This window comes from Gemmatimonadales bacterium, assembly GCA_036500345.1.
GTDB lineage: Bacteria > Gemmatimonadota > Gemmatimonadetes > Gemmatimonadales > GWC2-71-9 > Palsa-1233.
This window is the reverse complement of record DASYCE010000017.1, coordinates 67,804-87,671: the sequence shown is the minus strand read 5'-3', so window position 1 is coordinate 87,671 and position 19,868 is coordinate 67,804. Positions and strand designations below refer to the sequence as shown.

At 66.7% G+C, this 19,868-nt stretch carries 18 protein-coding genes; 3 read left to right on the top strand and 15 right to left on the bottom strand.

Features of this window, described 5'->3' with window-relative positions:
• Positions 1 to 19 precede the first annotated feature (19 nt).
• The 3 genes from VGM20_09525 (at position 20) to VGM20_09515 (ending at position 3,520) form a co-directional block, all read left to right on the top strand.
• Positions 20 to 1,432 (top strand): sodium:solute symporter, encoded by a 1,413-nt coding sequence (locus tag VGM20_09525; GenBank protein HEY4101103.1) that lies wholly within the window; start codon positions 20 to 22, stop codon positions 1,430 to 1,432.
• A gap of 13 nt (positions 1,433 to 1,445) precedes the next feature.
• Complete coding sequence (locus VGM20_09520) at positions 1,446 to 2,330, top strand: BadF/BadG/BcrA/BcrD ATPase family protein (GenBank protein ID HEY4101102.1); 885 nt, start codon at positions 1,446 to 1,448, stop codon at positions 2,328 to 2,330.
• A gap of 125 nt (positions 2,331 to 2,455) precedes the next feature.
• Entirely contained in the window at positions 2,456 to 3,520 is a 1,065-nt protein-coding gene (locus VGM20_09515; GenBank protein HEY4101101.1) for a hypothetical protein, read from the top strand.
• On the opposite strand, the gene VGM20_09510 is transcribed toward VGM20_09515, so the two are convergent.
• From VGM20_09510 to VGM20_09440, 15 genes are all read right to left on the bottom strand, one after another.
• Complete coding sequence (locus VGM20_09510; protein ID HEY4101100.1) at positions 3,510 to 6,605, bottom strand: efflux RND transporter permease subunit; 3,096 nt, start codon at positions 6,603 to 6,605, stop codon at positions 3,510 to 3,512. The two genes, VGM20_09515 and VGM20_09510, sit on opposite strands and share 11 nt — an antisense overlap.
• On the bottom strand, positions 6,602 to 7,663 hold the full coding sequence (locus VGM20_09505; GenBank protein HEY4101099.1) for an efflux RND transporter periplasmic adaptor subunit: 1,062 nt from the start codon (positions 7,661 to 7,663) through the stop codon (positions 6,602 to 6,604). The genes VGM20_09510 and VGM20_09505 overlap by 4 nt, the downstream gene beginning before the upstream one ends.
• Complete coding sequence (locus VGM20_09500) at positions 7,660 to 8,808, bottom strand: TolC family protein (protein HEY4101098.1); 1,149 nt, start codon at positions 8,806 to 8,808, stop codon at positions 7,660 to 7,662. Before VGM20_09500 ends, VGM20_09505 begins: the two co-directional genes overlap by 4 nt.
• A 152-nt stretch (positions 8,809 to 8,960) precedes the next feature.
• Entirely contained in the window at positions 8,961 to 10,262 is a 1,302-nt protein-coding gene (locus VGM20_09495; protein HEY4101097.1) for an ATP-binding protein, read from the bottom strand.
• An 8-nt stretch (positions 10,263 to 10,270) separates the two neighbouring features.
• On the bottom strand, positions 10,271 to 10,939 hold the full coding sequence (locus VGM20_09490) for a response regulator transcription factor (protein ID HEY4101096.1): 669 nt from the start codon (positions 10,937 to 10,939) through the stop codon (positions 10,271 to 10,273).
• 15 nt (positions 10,940 to 10,954) lie between these two features.
• Positions 10,955 to 12,448 (bottom strand): amino acid permease, encoded by a 1,494-nt coding sequence (locus VGM20_09485; GenBank protein ID HEY4101095.1) that lies wholly within the window; start codon positions 12,446 to 12,448, stop codon positions 10,955 to 10,957.
• Entirely contained in the window at positions 12,449 to 13,261 is an 813-nt protein-coding gene (locus VGM20_09480; protein ID HEY4101094.1) for a hypothetical protein, read from the bottom strand.
• Positions 13,262 to 13,275: 14 nt separating this feature from the next.
• Positions 13,276 to 13,686 (bottom strand): biopolymer transporter ExbD, encoded by a 411-nt coding sequence (locus tag VGM20_09475; protein ID HEY4101093.1) that lies wholly within the window; start codon positions 13,684 to 13,686, stop codon positions 13,276 to 13,278.
• Between the two features lies 1 nt (position 13,687).
• A complete protein-coding gene (locus tag VGM20_09470; protein ID HEY4101092.1) occupies positions 13,688 to 14,140 on the bottom strand; it encodes a biopolymer transporter ExbD in 453 nt (150 codons plus the stop codon).
• Positions 14,121 to 14,852, bottom strand: a complete 732-nt coding sequence (locus tag VGM20_09465) for a MotA/TolQ/ExbB proton channel family protein (protein ID HEY4101091.1) — start codon at positions 14,850 to 14,852, stop codon at positions 14,121 to 14,123. The genes VGM20_09470 and VGM20_09465 overlap by 20 nt, the downstream gene beginning before the upstream one ends.
• Before the next feature lie 95 nt (positions 14,853 to 14,947).
• The gene (locus VGM20_09460) at positions 14,948 to 15,652 is read right to left on the bottom strand and encodes a TonB family protein (protein ID HEY4101090.1); all 705 of its coding nucleotides are present in this window, start codon (positions 15,650 to 15,652) and stop codon (positions 14,948 to 14,950) included.
• A 128-nt stretch (positions 15,653 to 15,780) separates the two neighbouring features.
• A complete protein-coding gene (locus VGM20_09455; GenBank protein ID HEY4101089.1) occupies positions 15,781 to 17,247 on the bottom strand; it encodes an ATP-binding protein in 1,467 nt (488 codons plus the stop codon).
• Positions 17,248 to 17,916: a response regulator transcription factor gene (locus VGM20_09450; protein HEY4101088.1), complete on the bottom strand. Its 669-nt coding sequence runs from the start codon at positions 17,914 to 17,916 to the stop codon at positions 17,248 to 17,250. It abuts the gene before it with no gap.
• Positions 17,913 to 19,382: an ATP-binding protein gene (locus VGM20_09445; protein ID HEY4101087.1), complete on the bottom strand. Its 1,470-nt coding sequence runs from the start codon at positions 19,380 to 19,382 to the stop codon at positions 17,913 to 17,915. Before VGM20_09445 ends, VGM20_09450 begins: the two co-directional genes overlap by 4 nt.
• The gene (locus VGM20_09440) at positions 19,358 to 19,828 is read right to left on the bottom strand and encodes a nuclear transport factor 2 family protein (GenBank protein ID HEY4101086.1); all 471 of its coding nucleotides are present in this window, start codon (positions 19,826 to 19,828) and stop codon (positions 19,358 to 19,360) included. The genes VGM20_09445 and VGM20_09440 overlap by 25 nt, the downstream gene beginning before the upstream one ends.
• Positions 19,829 to 19,868 lie beyond the last annotated feature (40 nt).

Genomic DNA, 19,868 nt, shown 5'->3' with positions numbered 1-19,868 from the left:
GCTCGGCGTCGGGCTCCGGATGGCGCGGGGCCAGCGATCGGCGACCGACTATTTCCTCGGAGCACGCAATCTCCCTGCGTGGAGCGTGATGCTGTCGATCGTCGCCACCGAGACGTCGGCGCTGACGGTAATCTCGGTGCCGGCGATCGGTGCCACGAGCGACCTCACCTTCCTCCAGCTGCCGATCGGGTATCTCTTCGGCCGGATCGGCATCGCACTCTGGCTCCTCCCGGGGTACTTCCGCGGCGAGCAGGAGACCGCGTACGCGCGGCTGGAAACTCGCTTCGGCGCTCCGACGCGACGGATGCTCTCGCTGGTCTTCCTGGTGACGCGCTTCCTGGCGGACGGCGTGCGGGTCTTTGCCGGCGCGATTCCGCTCGCGCTCCTGACCGGATGGAGCATCCCGGCGTCGATCCTCGCGATGGGGGCGATCACGCTGCTCTATACCTGGATCGGCGGGATCAAGGCGGTGATCTGGGCCGACGTGATCCAGTTGTGCGTCTACGTTGCGGGCGGCATCGCCTCGCTGATGATCGCCACGCATCTCGCCGGGGGCCCGGCGCACGCCTGGTCGCTGGCAAGTGCCGCGGGCAAGCTGCGGGTCTTCGACTTTCATCTCTCGCTCACCGCACCGTACACCTTCCTCGGCGGCGTGCTCGGCGGCGCGCTCCTGTCGGCGGCATCGCACGGCACCGACCACCTGATCGTGCAGCGCCTCCTCGCGACGAAATCGCTGCGAGACGCGCGGGTGGCCATTATCGGATCGGGCGTCCTCGTGATCGGCCAGTTTCTCCTCTTCCTCCTGGTTGGTGTGGCGCTCTGGGCGTCGGGGAACGCACCGGTCGGCGTCGGACCGGACAAGCTCTTCGCCGAATTCGTGCTCCATCACTTGCCGGTCGGACTCTCCGGGCTCGTGATCGCGGGAATTCTTGCTGCTGCGATGGGGTCGCATTCGTCGGCCATCAGCGCTCTGGCGTCGTCGCTGACTTACGATCAGTACGCGTCGTGGACCGGGGAGCGGGATCCCGACAAACTCCTGCGCGTGGGCCGCATCGTGTCGTTCGTCTGGGGGACCGCGCTCATCGTCGCAGCCATCGGCGTCAACCGCTGGACCGCCGATACGAACACGCCGGTGGTGGTCCTCGCACTGTCGATCGCCTCGGTGACGTATGGCGCGCTGCTCGGAGCGTACATTCTGAGCGGCGCGGGGAGACGATTCGAAGGGCGAGACGTGATCGCCGGAACATCGATTGCGATGGCGGTGATGCTGGTGACGATCTTTGCGGCGCGGCTCGCCGCTGCGGGGATCACCTGGCTGGCACCGCTCGGGAGGTTGTCGTTCCCATGGTACGTGCCGATGGGGATGGTGCTGACGTTGCTCGCCGCCGGTGCATCGAGTGTCGCGTTGCCGCGGCAGCGGACTGCTTCGTGACGGCGGCCCACGAATGATCATTCTCGGTGCCGATCTGGGCGGGACGTCGATGCGGGTGCGCGTCTTCGACGGCGACGTGTCGCGCGGCCACGCCCATGGTGCCGGCCGCCCGATGCGAAGCGGCGAGGGTGCGCCACTCGCCGCCGCGCTCGCAGAGCTCGCCCGTCCGCTTTTGCTCCAGACTCGCACGGTCAGAGCGGACGCGCTGGTGGTCGGGGCCGCCGGCGCAGGACGCGAGATCGAGCGCGTCGAGCTGCAATCGGCGCTGGAGCAGCAGCGGCTGGCGTGGCGCGTGGTGGTTACCACCGACGCGGAACTTGCCCGGGCCGCTGCGTTCGAGGGAGGCCCAGGCGTCTTGCTGATCGCGGGGACCGGAAGCATCGCGGTCGCACGCGACGAGCGGGGTGGAACGCGGCGGGTCGGCGGCCTGGGGTGGCGGATGGGAGATCAGGGATCGGCGTACTGGCTCGCAGCGCAGGCGCTTGAAGGCGTCGGCGCGATGCATGACGGCCTTGGCCGCGTGACGCACCTCGCCGAAGCGATGTGCGCCGGCGCCCGGGTGGCCGGGATGGCGGCGCTGGCACGGTGGTCGGCCACGGCGACGCCGACCGAGGTCGCTGCACTCGGGCCGGCGGTCCTCGCGTGCGCCGATCGCGGCGACCCCGTGGCGGTCAGCATCCGGAATCAGGCGGTCGAAGCGCTCGTCTCCCTCGCCGTGTCGGCCGGCGCCGCGAAGCTTCCCGTGGCGCTCTCGGGGGGGCTGATTGCGCCGGACGGACCGCTGCACGAGGCGGTGGCGAGCACGCTGGAAACACGCCACGGCGCGGTGGTCATGAGGCGTGCGATCGATCCGTGTCGCGGAGCGGTCGTTTTCGCCAGGATCCCTCAGGGGGCGTAACAGCTGTCACGTCGGTGTAAGGTCTTGCCGGTATACTCGTCGATTCTGGTGTTCCGCGACGGCTGCACGTCCGGCGCATCGGGCGCAATCACGTACCATCGGGTTCATCCTATTTGGAGGTCGTCATGATCGGCTGGAAAACGGGGGCGGTCGTCTCGCTGGCAGTGGTGGCGCTGCTGCCAATGAAGAGTCATGCGCAGTCGTTCAAGATCGACCGCACCAACATCGGCGGCGAGGGCGGGACCGACTATCTCACCGCCGAGGCGGGAACCGGCCGCGTCTTTGTGTCGCGGGGCAATCATGTCATGGTCGTCGACGGCCCGACCGGCAAGGTGCTCGGGGACATTCCTGACACGCCGCGGATGCACGGGATCGCGCTGTCGGAGAAGTCGGGACACGGCTTCATCTCGAACGGCGGCGACTCGACCGTCACGATGTTCGACCTCAAGACGCTCGCGACGATCAAGAAGATCCACATTCCGCAGGGCGGTCAGGACGGGATCATGTACGACGACTATCTCGACCGGATCATTCTCACCAATCACAGCCGCCCTGGAACCGTCGTTGTCCTCGGCGCGAAGAACGGCGACATCGTCGGCACGATCCCGCTCGACGACAATGGCCCGGAAGGAGCGGCGAGCGATGGCAAAGGGACGCTCTACGTCAATCTCGAAGGGAAATCGGAGATTCAGGTCGTCGATGTGAAGGCGATGAAGTCGGTCGCGATCTGGCCGATCGCGCCGTGTGACGGACCAACGGGGATCGCGATCGACCGTACGACCGACCGGATCTTTTCCGGTTGCGGCGGCACCTCGGTGGTCGTTGATGCGAAGTCGGGGAAGGTTGTCGCGACGATCACCAACGGCGAAGGCGTCGACGCGCTTGGCTGGGATCAATCACAGAAGCTGATCTATATCCCGGCGCGCGGAGCGCGCGGTTCGAGCAACGGCACGGTGACGATCGTGCATGAGGATTCGCCGGACAAGTACACGGTCGTCGGAACGGTGAACACGACACCCGGGGCCAAGACGATCGCCGTCGATCCGGACAAGCACATGGCGTATCTCTTCCAACCGGAGTACGGGCCGCCACCGGCCGGAGCCACTCCGCCGCCGGCCGGTGCGGGCGGCCGCGGTCGTGGACCGCAGGGACCGATGATCGGCGCCTGGTTCTTCGCGATCAAACACTAGTTGCTGGGTGTTCGGGCGTCTCGCGGTAATCCTTGCCGCGAATCGCGACGAGGAGTGTGGGAACGATGAACAGAGTGATCGGCGTGGAGAGTGCGAGCCCGCCGATCACGGCCAGCGCAAGCGGCTGCTGCAACTGTGACCCGGCGCCGAGGGCGAGCGCCAGCGGCAGCAGCCCGAAGAGCGTGCAGAGCGTCGTCATCAGGATCGGCCTCAGGCGGATCTTCCCTGCCTCTTCGAGCGCCTCCGGCAACGACGCGCCTTCCCGCAGCCGTCGATGCGTGAAGTCGAGCAGGATGATGCCGTTCTTCACGATCAGCCCCACCAGCAGGATCAATCCCATGAAGCTCGCGACGTTAAGCGGCGTGCCCGTGATCAGCAGGAGGATCAGCGCGCCGACGAACGAGAGCGGTGCGGCGAGGAGGATCACCAGCGGTTCGATGAACGACCGGAATTGCAGGACCATGATCGCCACAACGCTGAGCGACGCGAGCGCGAGGACTGCGAGAAGCGCGCGGAACGCCCGTTGCTGACTGGCGTACTGCCCGGCGACCTCCACCCGGATTCCCGAGGGCGCCGGATTGTTGCGAAGGACCGTCTTCACATCGCGCATGATGCCGCCGAGCGAGCGACCACTGATGTCGGCGGTGATATCGATCAGCTGTTGCTGATTCTCGCGGCGCAGTTCGGCGCGGGTCTCGCCGCTCTTGAAGGTTGCGAAGGCGCCGAGCGGAGCGCGGTTTCCACCCGCCACGATCGGGAGCGCAGCGAGAAGAAGCGGGTCGTAGCGCACTGAATCCGGTGCGCGCACGCGCACCCCGATCGAGCGGTCCTGGAGGCGGACATCGCCGGCCTCGGCGCCGAGCAGCGCGCTGCTCACCTGGGTGCTGAGATCACCCACCGTCAAACCGGCCTGGCTCGCCTTCGCCTCGTCGATCGACATCGACATCTCCGCACCTGGCTCGCTCACGCCGTTGAAGAGATCCTCGACGCCGTCGACCTTCTCGAGTTGCGGTTGGAGCTTGCGCCCGTAGCTCTCGAGGGCATCGAGGTCGGCACCGAAGAGTTTGATCTCCACGGGCGACGGATTGCCGGCGAGGTCGTTCACCACGTCGGAGAGGATCTGCACGAACTCGATGTGGAGCTTTGGCGCCGCAGCATTGATCTTGGGGCGGACCTCATCAATCACGTCGTCGGCGGAGCGATCGCGCTCACCCTGCGGCTTGAGGCGAACGATGATATCGCCGCTGTTCACTTCGGTGGCAAAGAGGCCAAGCTCGGCACCGGTGCGCCGCGACGTCCCCTCGACCTCCGGTGTCGACGCGAGGATCTTCTCCGCGATGTGCACGATCCGGTCAGTCTCGTCGAGCGACGTGCCACCCGGAGTGAAATAGTCGAGGACGAAGGCGCCTTCGTCCATTTCGGGGAGGAATCCCGTCCCGACAAATCGGTAGGCAAGGACGCCACCGGCAACGAGGACGATGGCGCCGACGATGGCGATCCAGGGATGGCGAAGCGCGCTGTTGAGGCGCCGCCCGTACCACTCCGCCAGCGAATCGACGCCGCGGCTCAGCCATCCGAAGAGTCGCGCCGTGATCCCGGGCTTCTGCTCCGCGGCGTGGCCCTCGACGAGAAATTGTGAGGCGAGCAGCGGTATCAGCGTCAACGCGAGGAAGAGCGAGACGAGTACGGCGATCGTCAGCGTAATCGACAGGGCGTGGAAAAACTGCCCTTCGACTCCGGTGAGCAGGCCGAGGGGCAGGAAGACGACGACCGTGGTGATGGTCGACGTGGTCACCGGCCAGATCAGCTCCTGCACCGCGTGGTGGATCGCCTCGGCGCGACTGGCGTTCGATTCGAGCTGCATATGCCGCACGATGTTCTCGGTGATCACGACGGCGTCGTCGATGACGAGGCCGATGGCGATCGCCATGGCACCGAGGGTCATCAGGTTGAAGCTCTGACCGACGAGGCTCATCACCAGCACCGTGATCGTGAGCGTCAACGGAATCGACGAGGCGCTGATCGCGGTGATCCGCCCGTGCTGCAGGAAGAGGAGCAGGATGATGACGGCGAGTGCCGCACCGATCAGCATGGCGTCGCGAACCGACCGCACCGCCTCTCGCACCAGGAGTGCCTGATCGTAGAGCGGCTTGAGATGCACTCCCGGCGGCAGCTTGAGTGTCCTGGAGATTGATGCGATACTGTCGGCGATTGTCAGGGAGTTCCCGCCGATCTGCCGGCTCACCGTGATCGACGCGGCAGGTTTCCCGTCGCCGGCGATGACCCGGGTCCGATCTTCGGTCGACGGGACCACGGTGGCGATGTCGCGAACGCGGAGGTTCGGCGCCACGACAATGGCGCCGATGTCGTCCGCCGATTGCGCCTCGGTGGCCGTGACGATGAGATACTGGCGGTAGTCCGCCGTCATGCGGCCCACTGCGTACGGCGTCGTCGACTGCTTGATGATCTCGGCGAGGGAGTCGTAGGTGAGTTGATGTGCCGCCAGCAGGACCGGATCGGCGATCACCTCGATCTCTCGTTGCAGCGAGCTCATCACCTCGACGCGTGCCACGCCCGGCACTCTCGAGAAAAGCGGCCGGATCTGGTACTGGCCGATGTCGTAGAGCGTGGCGGGATCGCCACCTTCGAGATTGTACGACAGGATCGGGAAGAGCGATGGCATCAGCCGCTCGATCTGGACGTCGAGATCGGGGGGGAGATCGGTCTTGACCTGATTCACCCGTGCCTGCACCTGCTGCAGCGCGACGGTCATGTCGACATTGGCCGCGAACGTGACGTTGGTTTCGCTTCCGCCGCGGATCGACCGCGACTGGACGCGTGTCACGCCGGGGACGACGGAGACCGCCTCTTCGATCGGTCGCGTCACACTGAACATCGTCTGACGGGCGCCGAGCGCACCGCCCTGCGTGACGATCGTGACGCGGGAAAACTGCAGCTCCGGATAGATCGCCGAGGGGAGGCGCAAGCCGGCCCAGATCCCGCCGAGGGAGAGGAGGGTGACGACGAGGTAGACGAAGCGGCGCTGGGAGGCCAGCGCCGCAAAGAGCGATCGCTCCTCGGTCACGGCTTGGCCGGAGCGATCTTCGCCCCGTCCTCGACGCCGAAGGCACCGTTGGCAACGACACGCTGCCCGGCAGAGAGCCCCGTGGTGATCTCGGCGGAAGTACCGGTCTTGCCGCCAACAGTGACCGCCTGCGCATGAGCGACCGAGGCAGAATCGACCACGAAGACCTGGAATCCGTCTCCCTCCGGGACAAGTGCTGCAATCGGAACGGTGAGGGCCTTCTGGTGGATGGCCACGGTCACGACTGCCGAAAGCGACTCACCGATCCGCAGCTCACGCGTCGACTTTCCCACCGCGACACGCACCGTGACGCCGTGGGTCACCGAATCGACTGCTCCGGCCACATCGGCGACGATGCCGGTCGCGACCCGCGATCCGCTTCGGGACGCCCCCGAGGTCAGCGCGGTCGAGTCGCCGGCGTGCATCCGTGCTGCGTCGGACTGGGTCACGGTGAGGATGACGTCGACGGCAGATGGATCGGCGATCTCGACGAGCGGCTGCCCGACATCGACGGCCTGACCGATCGCCGCGTCGAGCCGGGTCACGACGCCGGTGATCGGCGCGCGGAGGATGGAGAGTTGCTCGATCCGGTGGGCAACGACGCTGTCGGACTGCGCCTTGGCAAGCTCGGCACTCGCCTGATCGAGATCCTTGCGCGCACTGATTCCTTCGTCGACGAGTCGCCGGGTGCGGTCGTAGGTCTTTCGCGCCGCCGCGGTCGCGGCGTCGGCACTCTGGGTGGCGGCCCGGAACGCCGATTGGTCAAAGACGATCAACTCGTCGCCAGCCTTGACGTGCTGGCCGATCGACACACTCACGGCGTTGACGCGCGTGGGCGCAGGGGCGCTCAGCGTGGCAACGTGACCCGATCGCGGCGCCACCTGGCCGAGGGCGCCAACGGTTTCCGCAAACGGGCCCTGGGTGACCGGTGCAATCGTGGCGCCCACCACCGCCGCCGTCGAGTCGTCGGACTCATCCGCGGAATGGCGCCCGCAGGCGGCGAGCGCGGCGGCCACGGCCAGCAGAAGCGCGCGGCGCGATCGACGAAAGGAGATCATGGCGTAGCCGTGGATGGGGTGAGCGTCAGCAATCTGAGGGTCGCCGCAGCGATCGCCGCAGCGGCAACGTCGTCGATGTACTTGCCTTCCACTTCGCGAGCGGTCCGTTGCGCTTCGAGCACATTGGCGACTGGCGTCGCGCCCTCACGGTACGCCGTGAGCGACATCGACACCACGCGGGCGGCACTCTGCAGCGTGATCCTGTCGCGGCCGATTCGCTGGATTGCCGCGAGAAAGGTGGCTTGCGCCCGCCGAATGCCGAGGGTGCTCTCGAGACGGGCAGTGGCGAGATCCGCGACGGCGCGATCGCGCGCGGCATTCGCTTCGGCAATCGGTCCCCGATTGCGATTGAAGATCGGCAGCGGAATCGACACACCAAAGGTGGGGAGGATACCGGGTTCATCGCCGGTCGGATCGCCGGTATCAAACCCCGCGGTCAGCGCCGGACTGCCAAGCACGAGATGATGCTGCAGGCGGATATTCGCCGCTGCGGCCTCGACCTCCGACGCGCCGCTCGCCACCAGCAACGGCGGCGCGCCCGTTCCCATGGCGGCTACCCCGGCCGTATCCGTTGGCTGGAGCGAGTCGGCCAGCGCAATCGATACGGTCTCGGCGGCGCTGCCGAGGAGACCCTGCAGTTCGAGAAGCGACGCCGTCACTTCCAGTGAATCGGAGGCCGCGGTATTGGCCGCCTGCCCCGCGGCAAGCGCCGCCAGTTCGACGTCGAGATCACTGGCATCGCCGGCGTCGCGGCGTTCCGCGGCCATCTTGCGCAGTGAATCGGCGTCGGAGGCGTCGCGTGCCGACAACCGAGAATGCGCCATCGCCGCGAGGGCGTGAGTGTACGACGAGTCGACGTCGAGCGTGACCGACGCCACCTCGTATCGCAACTTGTATCGGGTCGATTGCAGATCGGCCGCCGCGGCCGCGACGCGCGGACCGCGATTCCACAGCTGGTCCACCGGCATCTCGGCGGCGACATGATAGCGCGGAATGTCCTTGGTGTAGCTCGCCGACAGTGTCGGATCGGGGAGTGCGCGCGCGGTGCCGAGACGCGCAACCGCCGCAACGGTATCAGCGATCGCCGCGGCGACGCGCGGATTCTGCGCAACCGCGCGACCGATCGCGGCCGTGCGAGTCACCATCGGTTGCTGCTGCGCTGCCGCGGTTTGCGCCACTGTGCACGCGAGCGCGACACTCCAGAAGTTGCTCCGTTGCATATCCTCGACGGCGGTGACAGTGGAGCCGGGGTCGACCCCGGGCGTGTGGTTCCCAGCCTAGTGACGCTCACCTGTTATCACGATGACACCGACGAGGCCGGCTCCATCACGGGGAGATGGAGACTGATTGCGGTTCCGTGACCGATCTGTGAGTCCACGTCGATGGTGCCGCGATGCGCCTCCGCGATCCATTTGGCGATGGCGAGCCCGAGTCCGGCGCCGCCCGCCGCCGGGGAGGCATCGCGCGGACGCGCCGGATCGGCACGGTAGAACCGTTCGAAGATGTGCGGTACCTGGTCGGCCGCGATACCCGGACCGGTGTCGGCAACGGTGACGACGGCGTGGTCTTCCTGGCGGCCCACGCGCACTTCGATCCGCCCGCCGGGGGGAGTGAACTTGATGGCATTGTCGAGGAAGATCATGATCAACTGTCGCAGGAGTTCGGCGTCGCCGCTGACCGGCGCCTCGTCGAATTCCGCGAGCGTGACCGTGATGCCGCGGGCGGTAGCGATCGCCTCCGCCGCACTCGCGGCGTCGGCCACGACGTCGTCGAGAAAGACGCGGTCATGCGCGATCGTGCGTTCACCGGAATCGGCGCGCGCCAGGGTCAGGAGGTCGTCCACGATGCGGCTCATGCGGCGGCTCTCCGCCTCGATGCCGTGCAGCGCCGTCACGTACGCCGCGGGATCGCGGTCACGCTGCAGGGCGACATCGGCACGGGTCCGCAGCACGGCGATCGGCGTGCGCAGTTCGTGGGCCGCGTCGGCCATGAACTGACGCATCTGCTGCATCGCCTGCTCGATCGGGTCGGTCGACTTGCGCACCAGCAGCCATCCTCCGAACAGCACGAGGAGGAGCGCCACCACGGCCGCGCCACCGAACGCCGCGATGAGCGACGCGTATCGCTCCTCGAGCTCCACGAGGTCACCCGCCGCGGCGGCGACCATCGAGCCTCCGCCGGGGAGCGTGAAGCGTTCGGCGTAGAGATCACGCATCCCCTCGTTCTGGACGTGACGGATGATGTCGGCGGCGCCGCGCACCGCGGCCCGCTGTGCCGTTTCGCGAACCCAATCCGGCGCGTTCTGCGGCACGATCGGAACGCCGGCGGTGTCGAGCAGGTAGAGCGTCCGCCCCGGGATCCGGAGTTCCTGCACCGCGTCCGTGACCGGTCCCTGCGCCCCCGATTCTCGTTCGCGCGTCCGGGCGGCTCGCTCCACCAGCGCCACCGCCTGACGCAGTGACGCCTCGCGTTGATCGCTGATCTGATGCCGGATGGTGAGGAAGAGGCCGAGACCGAGCAGGAGGAGGATGCCGCAAAGGGTGGAGAGATACCAGAGGGTGAGCCGCAGGCGGAGCTGGCCCAGCGACGCAGTTGGCATCGGCGGCCCTAGACTCCGAGGCGGTAACCCGCGCCGCGGAAAGTATGAATCAGCTTCGGCTCGAAGCCGTCGTCGATCTTGCGGCGGAGACGCTTGACGAGGACTTCGAGCACGTTGGTGAACGGATCGTGGTTCTCGTCCCAGACATACGTCGTGATGGCGGCACGATCGATCACCCGGTCGCGATGCTCCACGAAACAGGCGAGCAGGGCGAATTCCTTCGCCGTCAGTTCGATCGAGTGCCCCGCGCGGGCCACGCGACGGGTCCGGAGGTCGACGACGAGATCGGCGATCTCGACCGTCTCGGGTTCGAGGTCGCGCCGGCGGCGGGCCAGCGCACGCACACGAGCGAGCAACTCGGGGAAGGCGTACGGCTTGGTGAGATAGTCGTCGGCGCCGACGTCGAGGCCCTCCACCCGGTCGTCGACGGCGTCGCGCGCGGTGAGCATCAGAATCGGCGTCGCGATTCCTTCGGCCCGCAGTTCACGACAGAGCTCGAATCCGGAACCGCCGGGGAGCATGACGTCGAGGATGATGACGTCGAATTCTCCCTCGCGCGCCAGCCGCGCTCCGTCATCGTACGTCGCCGCACATCGGACAGGGGCATCGTGCTCCCGCAGCCCTGCGGCGATTGCGGCAGAGAGTTCAGGATCGTCTTCGACCAGCAGGACTCGCATAACGTGCCGTTCCGATCAGTCGAGCGTGTCGGTGATGACCTGTTTACCGGTGCGCAGCACGGAATGCCGGTACCCGTAGGCAATGTACAGCAGCAATCCGATGGCGAGCCACCAGCCGAACCGGACCCACGCCAGGTGCGGAAGCCCGAACATCGTGATGATGCAGAGCACCGCGCCGAGGATCCCGACCCCATGCACGAACGGCACGCGGAACGGGCGGGGCCGCTCGGGCTCGAGGTGGCGGAGCGCGATAACACCGAGACAGACCAGTACGAACGCGAAGAGCGTTCCGATGTTGGTGAGATCGTACGTTTCGCCGGCGTCACCGATCAGCGCCCACCCGGCAACGAACAGTCCGGTCACCAGCGTCGTCACGTGCGGAACGCGGTGCTTCGGATGAATCTTCGCCGCCCACTTCGGCAGGAGGCCGTCGCGCGCCATCGAGAAGAAGATGCGCGGCTGGCCGTACTGGAAGACGAGCAGCACAGCCGACATCGAGAAGATCGCGCCGAGAGCGACGATCTTGGAGATGCTGGTGAGGCCGGTCGCCGCGAGCGCGTACGACAGCGGGTCGGCGGTGGTGGCGAGCTGGCTCGACGGGACCATCCCGGTGAGGACCCTGCCGATGATGATGTAGATCACGGTGCAGATCGCCAGTCCGCCCATGATCCCGATCGGCAGGTTGCGTTGCGGATTCCTGGTCTCTTCGGCGGCGGTCGAGATCGCATCGAAACCGATGTAGGCAAAGAAGACGATCGCCGCGCCCTGATGGATGCCGCGGAAGCCGTTGGGAGCAAACGGGTGGTAGTTGGCCGGGTTGATGTGCTGCATCCCCATCACGATGAAGAGGGCCAGCACGAGCAGCTTGATGCCGACCATGATGTTGTTGGCGCGGGCGCTCTCCCGCACCCCCATCAGCAGCAGCCAGGTGATCAGCATCACGATCGCGAAGGCCGGGATGTTGATCAGGATCGCGAGTCCGGCGATGTGCGGCGCCGACTGCAGCAGCCCGTGCACCGCGGGATCTGACGAAAGCAGCGCCGTTCGATAACCGGTCGTGAGCCACGCCGGCAGGTGCAGCCAGTCTCCGGTCAGCGACTTGAAGTAGTCGCCCCATGAGATGGCGACCGCGACGTTGCCGACGGCGTATTCGAGGATCAGGTCCCACCCGATGATCCACGCGACGATTTCGCCGAGCGTCGCATACGAATAGGCATACGCGCTCCCCGCCTGCGGAATCATCGCGGCAAGTTCGGCGTAGCAGAGTCCGGCGAGTGCGCACGCCGCACCGAGCAGGAGGAAGGAAAGGACCAGCGCCGGTCCGGCGCCCACCCGAATCACGTGACCGGCGGCGTCAACCTGGCCTGCGGCGGCGGAACCGATCGACCCGAAGATGCCGGCGCCGATCACCGCGCCGATGGCGAGCATGATCAGGTCGCCCGAACCAAGTGTTCGGATCAAACCCCGGTCGCTTTCGGCGGCGATCGGCTTTCGCTGAAAGAGGGTCATCTACTTGTAAGATAGCGTGACGGAGATGGTTACAACGCCCGGAACCGCCTTCCCCGACGCGTCGCGGGCGGGCTTGAAGCGGTACTTGCGCATGATTTCGTCGAAATGCTTTGCGAAATCCTTGTTCTCGATCGCCGGCGAGATCACGAGGTCGGTGACCTGTCCGTCGGCAGACACGGTGAACGTCACGTTGATCGGCTTGCCCCGCAGCTGTTTCGGCGTGTTGTCGAATGGCGGGAGGATCATCTGCTTCGGCTCGGGCGGAAAACCACCGGTACCGCCGCCGTTGCCCCCGCCCTTCCCGCTCCCCGAGCCGGGGCCTTCACCGCTCCCGTTTCCGGTTCCAATGCCGCTGCCGGTGCCACCGCCCGTGCCAGTCCCCGCTCCGGCGGCAGCGGCGCCCGGGTCTGACGCCGGTGCGGGCGCAGCGGGCGGCGGTGCGACCTGCTGTTGCACTGGCGGCGGGGGCGGGATCACCGTCGGCACCGGAGGTGGCGGCAGGGGTGGAGGCGGTACCACGGGCGGGGTAACCGGTGGCGGTGGCGGAGTCGACGCGTGGAAGGCACTGCCGCGCTGGCCTCCCCCTCCCCCGCCACCACCGATCACGAGCTGGATGGCGTCGCCGACAGCGCTGTGTGCCGGGAGGACGACGGCGGCGGTGACCCGGAGCGCCAGATAGATCAACAACGCATGCACGAGAAAAGAGATGACCGGCGCGAGACGTGAGCGCCGGTCGTTGCCGGGGAGTGAAGCATGGACGCGGACACTTCCCTTGGAAGCGCCCGCGTCCGTGTTGTCGAGGTCGGCCGGCATGCGCGGCCCTTTCGTCAGTTCGCCTCGATCGGCGTGACACCCACGACTTCGACGCCCGATCCTTTCGCCACGTCGACCGCTGAGATCACGTCGGCGTAGATACGATTCTGGCCCGGCTTGATGAACATCAGCTTGGCCGGCCGCGGATCAAAGATCGTCTTGATTCCGGGGCCGAGATCGGCCTTGCTGTACTGCGTCCCGTTGATCCAGTACGTCCCGTCGTCACGCAACTCGAGGACGATCTGGTCCGACTGTGCCGTGCTGCGGGTCGCCGTGTCCGGCGGCGGAATGGTGATCTCCACCGCCGTGCGTCCCATGGCGATGACCACCATAAAGATGATGAGCAGCACCAGGAGCACGTCGATCATCGGGGTCACATTGGGCTCGGAATTGATCGCTCCCGAGCCCCCGGTCGACATTGCCATGTTACTTCCCCTTGCTCTTGTCGTCGCCGCCCATCAGGCCGCCGTGGTGCTCCACAATGGCCACCAGCTGACGAGCTCCGGCGCGACGCCCGATTTCGATCGCTTCCTGGATCTTGGAATACTTGAGCCCCTCATCCGCCTTGAAGTACAGGAGCTTGTCCTTGGTCCGGGTGGCGAACATCGATGTGAGTTGCGACTCGACCTGCTGCTTCGACATCGGCTGCTTGTTGAGGAAATAGTTCCCCTGTTCGTCGACGCCGAGCGTGATCTCGTCATCGCCCTCCGGCTTCTGCTCCGTGTTCGCGGCGGTCGGCATCGTGGCCTTGAAACCGGCCTCGAGGAGCGGCGTCACGATCATGAAGATGATCAGGAGCACCAGCATCACGTCGATCATCGGCGTGACGTTGATGTTGGCGTTGACCCTCCCCGGGCCACTAGCTGTGGATATGGCCACTGCCACTCACCGCCTTCGTCGCCTGGAACTCCTTGGTGAAGATCGAGCGGCCGAACTCGCTCCCCACGCTCTTGATCAGGTAGTCGATCAGTTCCTTCGAGGTGTAGGTCATCTCGACGGTGAGGTTCTCGACCTTGGTGGTGAAGTAGTTGTACGCCCACACCGCCGGAATCGCCACCATGAGGCCGATGGCCGTGGTGATCAGCGCCTCGGCGATGCCCGATCCGATGCCGGCGAGGCCACCCGATGCGCCACCCGCCGACGACATCGACTGGAACGCGTCGACGATACCCATCGTGGTGCCGAGGAGGCCGACGAACGGCGCGGTGGCGCCCACAGTGCCCAGTACGCCCGAGCCGCGCTTGAATTCGGCGAGAACGATCAGCATCTGGCGCTCGACGGCGCGTTCGGCCGAGTTGATGTCGGCGGCGGTGACGGTGGCACGGTCACGCAGGAGCGGCTTCACCTCGGAGAGTGCGCCGCCCAGCACGCGGGCGACGTGCGAATCGCGATTCTTCTCCGCGAGCGTGATCGCCTGGTCGAGGTTCTCCTCCTGGATCGCGCGCGAGAACTGCGGGGCGAACCGGCGGGTGCCGCTTTCGCTCTTCTTCACCTTGATGAGCTTCTGCACCACGATGGTGAGGGAGAAGATCGACATGCCCAGCAGGACAATCACGATCCCCTTGGCAAACGTCCCTGCCTGGGTCCACATGTTCAGCAAACTGACGTTCATCTTGATGCCTTTCGTGCTGATGGTTGGCGGCCGCGACGGCGCGGCGCGTCGTGAAACTGGGGCGAAGCGCCGCCTCATCCCCCGATGGTGAACTTCACATTCTGCTCGACCAGCTGCCGCACCGCGCTGCCCTTGATCTTCGCGGGCTTGAAGGTGCAGGCGTTGATGGTTTCGATCGCCGGCTCCTCGAACGCCTTGTTGGTGCTGCTCACGACCTGGACCGAGCCTGATTCCGTCTTGCCGTTGATGCCGACGACGTACCGCAAGGTGACCGAGCCCTGCACGCCGACCGTCCGCAACGCCGGCGGATATTTCGGCTGCGGGCAGGCAGTCTGCGCCGCCGGGTCATCGACCTGGATGTCGGTGTACGTCTCCTGCGTCGTCACGGGACCGGTACCACCGATGACACCATTCGCGATGCCGCCCTCGACGCCCTTGCCCGAGAAGTTCTTGGCATCGAACTTCTGGTTGAGATCGACCGGCGGAATCTCCGTCGGCACGACCTTCGGCGGAACGATCGTCTGGAACCCTTTGGGTGGCGGGTTGTTGGAGACGATCACCTTCTGATCCGGTGGCGGCGGTGGTGGCGGCGGTGGCGGCGGTGGCGGCTGCAGGAACGCCATGTGCGTATCCGCCAGGATCTTCTTCACCGTTTCGGCCGCGCCACTCGTCAGCTTCACACCAACGGCGATGAGCGCCACATGAACGATCACGGAGGTGATCGTCTGTCCCAAGGATCGCTCGCGCTTCGGCTTCGATTCGATGAGGTTATCGAACATGCGGTTGGTCTCCACCAAGGGAACTGTTTTCCAGCGCTGAAAGAATCTGTCTGGTCCACTTGGCGCCGGAGTCACCGCGGGATGACAATTCCATGACAACCGGATTACGCGACGACCACCACCGGGGGTCATGCTGGCGGCGTGGTCACCGGCTTGGGGAAGACGACCGTGAAGGTCGACCCGCGGCCGGGGCGGCTCTGGGCAGAGATCGTTCCGCCGTGCGCCTCCACGATCCACTTGGAAATCGCCAGTCCCAAGCCCGTTCCCGGGTGTTCGCCGGTGCGCGACCGGGCCGGATCGGCCCGCCAGAAGCGCTCGAAGACGTTGGGCAGGTCACCCGGCGCGATGCCGATCCCGGTGTCCTGGACGGCGATCGTGACGGTCTCGGGGCCGTCGACGATCCGGAGCGTCGCCTTCCCGCCGGCCGGCGTGTAGCGCACGGCGTTGGTGACGAGGTTCATCATCAGCTGACGAATGCGCCCGGCGTCCACCGGCAGATTCACCGCGTACGGCGGCTGCTCGACCTTGACCGCGACGCCGCGTTCGGCGCCGAGAATCTCCGCCGTTTCCGCCGCCTCGGCCATCAGCGTCCGGAGGTCGACCTCGACGAGCGCCAGCGACGCCCGTCCCTCATCGGCCCGGGCCAGCGTCAGCAGGTTGGTGACCAGTTCGCTCATCTGGTTGACCTGGCGCAACGTTTCGTCGAGCGCGGGGACGATGTCGCCCGGCGTCTTCGGGTGGGTGAGGGAGCGTTCGACGCCGGCCCGGAGCACCATCAGCGGCGTCTTGAGTTCGTGCGACGCGTCGGCGGTGAAGCGCCTGAGCGCCACGAACGACTGTTCGACGCGGCCGAGCATGTCGTTGAGCTTCTGCCCCAGCCGCGACAGTTCGTCTTCGCCTTGTGGCACCGCGAGCCGGCGGTTGAGCGACGTACCGTCCTGAATGTCGTCGAGCTCCTCGATCATCACTTCGACTGGACGTAGCGAACGACCGGCGAGCCAGTATCCGAGCGCGCCCGACGTGACGATGATGAGCGGCGCCATCATCAGCATCGAGACGAGCATGTTCTGGAGGTCGGCCGAGAAGACGTCGCGTCGCGCCGCCACCAGGACGCCGCCGAGTTCATCGACAGAATCGATCGCGGTGAGGACGAAGCGGAGCGGCGGCTGATTGGCGCCGCCGTCGAGATTGCCGATCCCGGAGGGGAGCGGCCGGCGCACCAGCAGCGACGAGATCTGCACCGCGGCGATTTCGGAGAGCGACTGCACCGACGGTGACGAGTACACCACGCCACCCCGCGGATTGACGACGAAGACGTAGTCGGCCATCGCGCTGAGATAGGGGCGCGCGCCGCTGATCAGCGTATCGACCGAGGTTGGCGTCGCGCGCACGGCAGGCGTGAGGGTGCGCGCCTGCTGCCGCAGGACCTGGGTCGCCGAGGTGCTCTCGCTCTCCAGCGCGCGATCGAGTTGCAGTTCGGCCTCGCGCGGTGCCGTGGTCGTCCGCTCCCAGTACACCGCCGCACCGAATGCGGCCATCGTCGCCGTCAACGCCAGCGAATAGTATTTCGCCAGCCGGATGCGGATCGACTGCATCTACCCTTTCACCACGTATCCCACGCCGCGCACCGTGTGCACCAGCTTCCGGGGAAAGCCGGCGTCAATCTTCTTGCGAAGCCGGTTGATCACCACGTCGACGATGTTGGTCCCGGGATCGAAGTGATAATCCCAGGCGTACTCGGTGATCAGCGTCCGTGACATGACGCGGCCGGTGTGGCGCATCAGGTACTCGAGGACGGCGTATTCCTTGGGGGTGAGTTCGATCGGCGTCGTGCCGCGCCGCACTTCGCGCGACTCGAGGTCGAGTTCGAGGTCGGCGACGCGGAGTGCCCGCGCCGTGAGCTGCTTGGGGCGGCGTGACAGCGCTTCCACGCGCGCGAGGAGTTCCTCGAACGAGAACGGCTTGGTGACGTAATCGTCGGCGCCGGCGCGGAGGGCGTCGACCTTGAATTCGACCGAATCCTGTGCCGTGAGCACCAGCACCGGCAGCGTGAGACCGCGATCGCGCAGCGTGCGCAGCACCTCGAGGCCGTTCATGCTCGGGAGCCGCAGGTCGAGGATGATGAGATCGTACGGCACCGCCGACACCACCCGCAACGCCTCCGCGCCGTCGGTGACCCAGTCGGCGATGTACTGCTGCTCCTCGAGGCCGCGCTTGACGTACTGGCCGACGGTCTTGTCGTCCTCCACCACCAGCAATTTCACGCGGCCTCCTCTTCCATCGCCGGGATTGTCATGCGAAAGATGGTGCGGATCCCCGGTTCGCTGCGCACATCGAGCTCTCCCTGATGATCGGCGACGATGCCGTAGCAGATGGCCAGGCCGAGTCCGGTGCCGCGGGCCGGCCCCTTGGTGGTGAAGAACGGGTCGAAGATCTTGGGCACCACGTCCGCTGGAATACCGGGACCGTCGTCCTCGAACTCCGCCACGACCGACGATCCCTCGGAGCGGGTCCGCACCACGACATTCCCCTTGCCGCCCGTGGCATCCGCCGCATTGAGCAGGATCGCCATTGCCGCCTGGATCAGCCGTTCGGAATTGCCGGAGATGCGCGGCAACGGATCCTGGTACTCGCGCGTCACGTTGAGGCGGCGGAATCGCTGGTGGTGCTTGAGGAGTGCCAGCGTCCGGTCGAGCAGCGCGTTGACGTCCGCGGGTTCGAAGGAGCCCGCCGCGCGCCCCGCACGCGAGAAGTCGAGGAGGCCGTCGATGATGTTGGTGCAGCGGCTCACTTCGCTCTCGATCATCTCGAGATACTCCTTCACCACCGGCTCGGCCCCTTCCACGCGTGATGCGATCGCCGCCACGCAGCCGCCGATCGTCGCCAGCGGATTGTTGATCTCGTGCATCACGCCGGCCGCAAGCTGTCCGACGGCGGCCAGCTTTTCGGTCTGGTGCATGGCGCGCTGGATGGCGCGGGTTTCCGTCACATCCTCGCCGATGGTGATCACATGCGACACGACCGTGCCGTCGAGCCGCATCGGCAGGCGCGAGGTCCGATAGGTGCGCACCTCGTTGCCGACATGCACGTCCTGCTCGCTCACGCGGACGTCGCCGGTGGCGAAGACCACATCGAATTCGGCGCGCAGCACCTCGGGCGGCTGGCGGCGAAGGATGTCGAGCACCCGCTTCCCGAGAACGTCACCTCGACGCAACCCCTGAGTGCCGGTTTCGCGCTTGCGGTTCCAGAGCACGACGCGGTATTCGCGATCGACGACATACAGGCCGACCGGCAACGAATCGATGGTGAGCCGGTGGAGGCGGCTGACGACGCCACCGTCATCGTGCTCATCGGTATCGAACGCGGGGAGGACCGTCGCAAGAAGGGCGGCGATCGTTTCCACGATCGGACGCAGCTCGGCAAGAGGACGGGGCGAGTCGACGACTTCGAGGACCGCGACGCGGCCGTCACGCCACGGAATCGACACCGTGAGCGGCACCAGGCCGGAGATCGCGCCGTCGCCCGCGCCCGTGCGGTCGGTGCGCCGGGCCCCGGCGCGAAAGCGCACCTCGGCTGCCGGTAACGCGGCGCGCAGGTGCTGGCAGAGCGCCCTGAGCCGCTCGGTCGGGGTATCGACGCTCGCCAGTGCGCGAGCTGCGCCGGCGACGACGGCGAGCGGCGGCGGCACCATCCGGCCGGGATCGGTCACGGCGCCGACCTGATCCGCCACGTGCCGAGCACCGCGTGCGCGACGAGCCAGCCGCCGTCCCGGCGGGCGAGGGTGAGCACATCCGCGGCTTCGTATTCGCCCTGGCCGTCGAGACTTCCCGCCACGACCACCAGTCGCACGGTGGCGACATCGCCATCGGGGTGCAGTTCGGTTCGGGCGATCCGGGCGCCCCCCGACTGCTCCCGCCGCTCCCTGGCGTCGAAGAGGGCTGCGACCGGGATCTGCACCGCCGGACCGCGGTCGGGCGCGATCAGCGCCGTCGCGGTCGGCAGCGTGACGCGACGGAGCGCAGCAGAGTCGCCACGTCCCAGCGCCTGATAGAACGCCGTGGCAGCCGACTGCAACGCCGCTTCGTCATGGCGCGTACTGCCAGGGGTCCGATCCTGGAAGTGGCACGCCATGGCCATGAGAAGCGACAAGGGGGAAATGATCCGGGTGAACCGCACGTCTGGAAGGTGGCGCGACGCCGGTCTGATGCAAGTGCCG

Excerpts from the sequence above, each read along its gene's own strand:
- VGM20_09525 (HEY4101103.1), top strand. The coding sequence starts at position 20 with ATGGCGCGGGGCCAGCGATCGGCGACCGACTATTTCCTCGGAGCACGC.
- VGM20_09520 (HEY4101102.1), top strand. The coding sequence starts at position 1,446 with ATGATCATTCTCGGTGCCGATCTGGGCGGGACGTCGATGCGGGTGCGC.
- VGM20_09515 (HEY4101101.1), top strand. The coding sequence starts at position 2,456 with ATGATCGGCTGGAAAACGGGGGCGGTCGTCTCGCTGGCAGTGGTGGCG.
- VGM20_09505 (HEY4101099.1), bottom strand. The coding sequence starts at position 7,663 with ATGATCTCCTTTCGTCGATCGCGCCGCGCGCTTCTGCTGGCCGTGGCC.
- VGM20_09500 (HEY4101098.1), bottom strand. The coding sequence starts at position 8,808 with ATGGTGACTCGCACGGCCGCGATCGGTCGCGCGGTTGCGCAGAATCCG.
- VGM20_09495 (HEY4101097.1), bottom strand. The coding sequence starts at position 10,262 with ATGCCAACTGCGTCGCTGGGCCAGCTCCGCCTGCGGCTCACCCTCTGG.
- VGM20_09490 (HEY4101096.1), bottom strand. The coding sequence starts at position 10,939 with ATGCGAGTCCTGCTGGTCGAAGACGATCCTGAACTCTCTGCCGCAATC.
- VGM20_09485 (HEY4101095.1), bottom strand. The coding sequence starts at position 12,448 with ATGACCCTCTTTCAGCGAAAGCCGATCGCCGCCGAAAGCGACCGGGGT.
- VGM20_09480 (HEY4101094.1), bottom strand. The coding sequence starts at position 13,261 with ATGCCGGCCGACCTCGACAACACGGACGCGGGCGCTTCCAAGGGAAGT.
- VGM20_09475 (HEY4101093.1), bottom strand. The coding sequence starts at position 13,686 with ATGGCAATGTCGACCGGGGGCTCGGGAGCGATCAATTCCGAGCCCAAT.
- VGM20_09465 (HEY4101091.1), bottom strand. The coding sequence starts at position 14,852 with ATGTGGACCCAGGCAGGGACGTTTGCCAAGGGGATCGTGATTGTCCTG.
- VGM20_09460 (HEY4101090.1), bottom strand. The coding sequence starts at position 15,652 with ATGTTCGATAACCTCATCGAATCGAAGCCGAAGCGCGAGCGATCCTTG.
- VGM20_09455 (HEY4101089.1), bottom strand. The coding sequence starts at position 17,247 with ATGCAGTCGATCCGCATCCGGCTGGCGAAATACTATTCGCTGGCGTTG.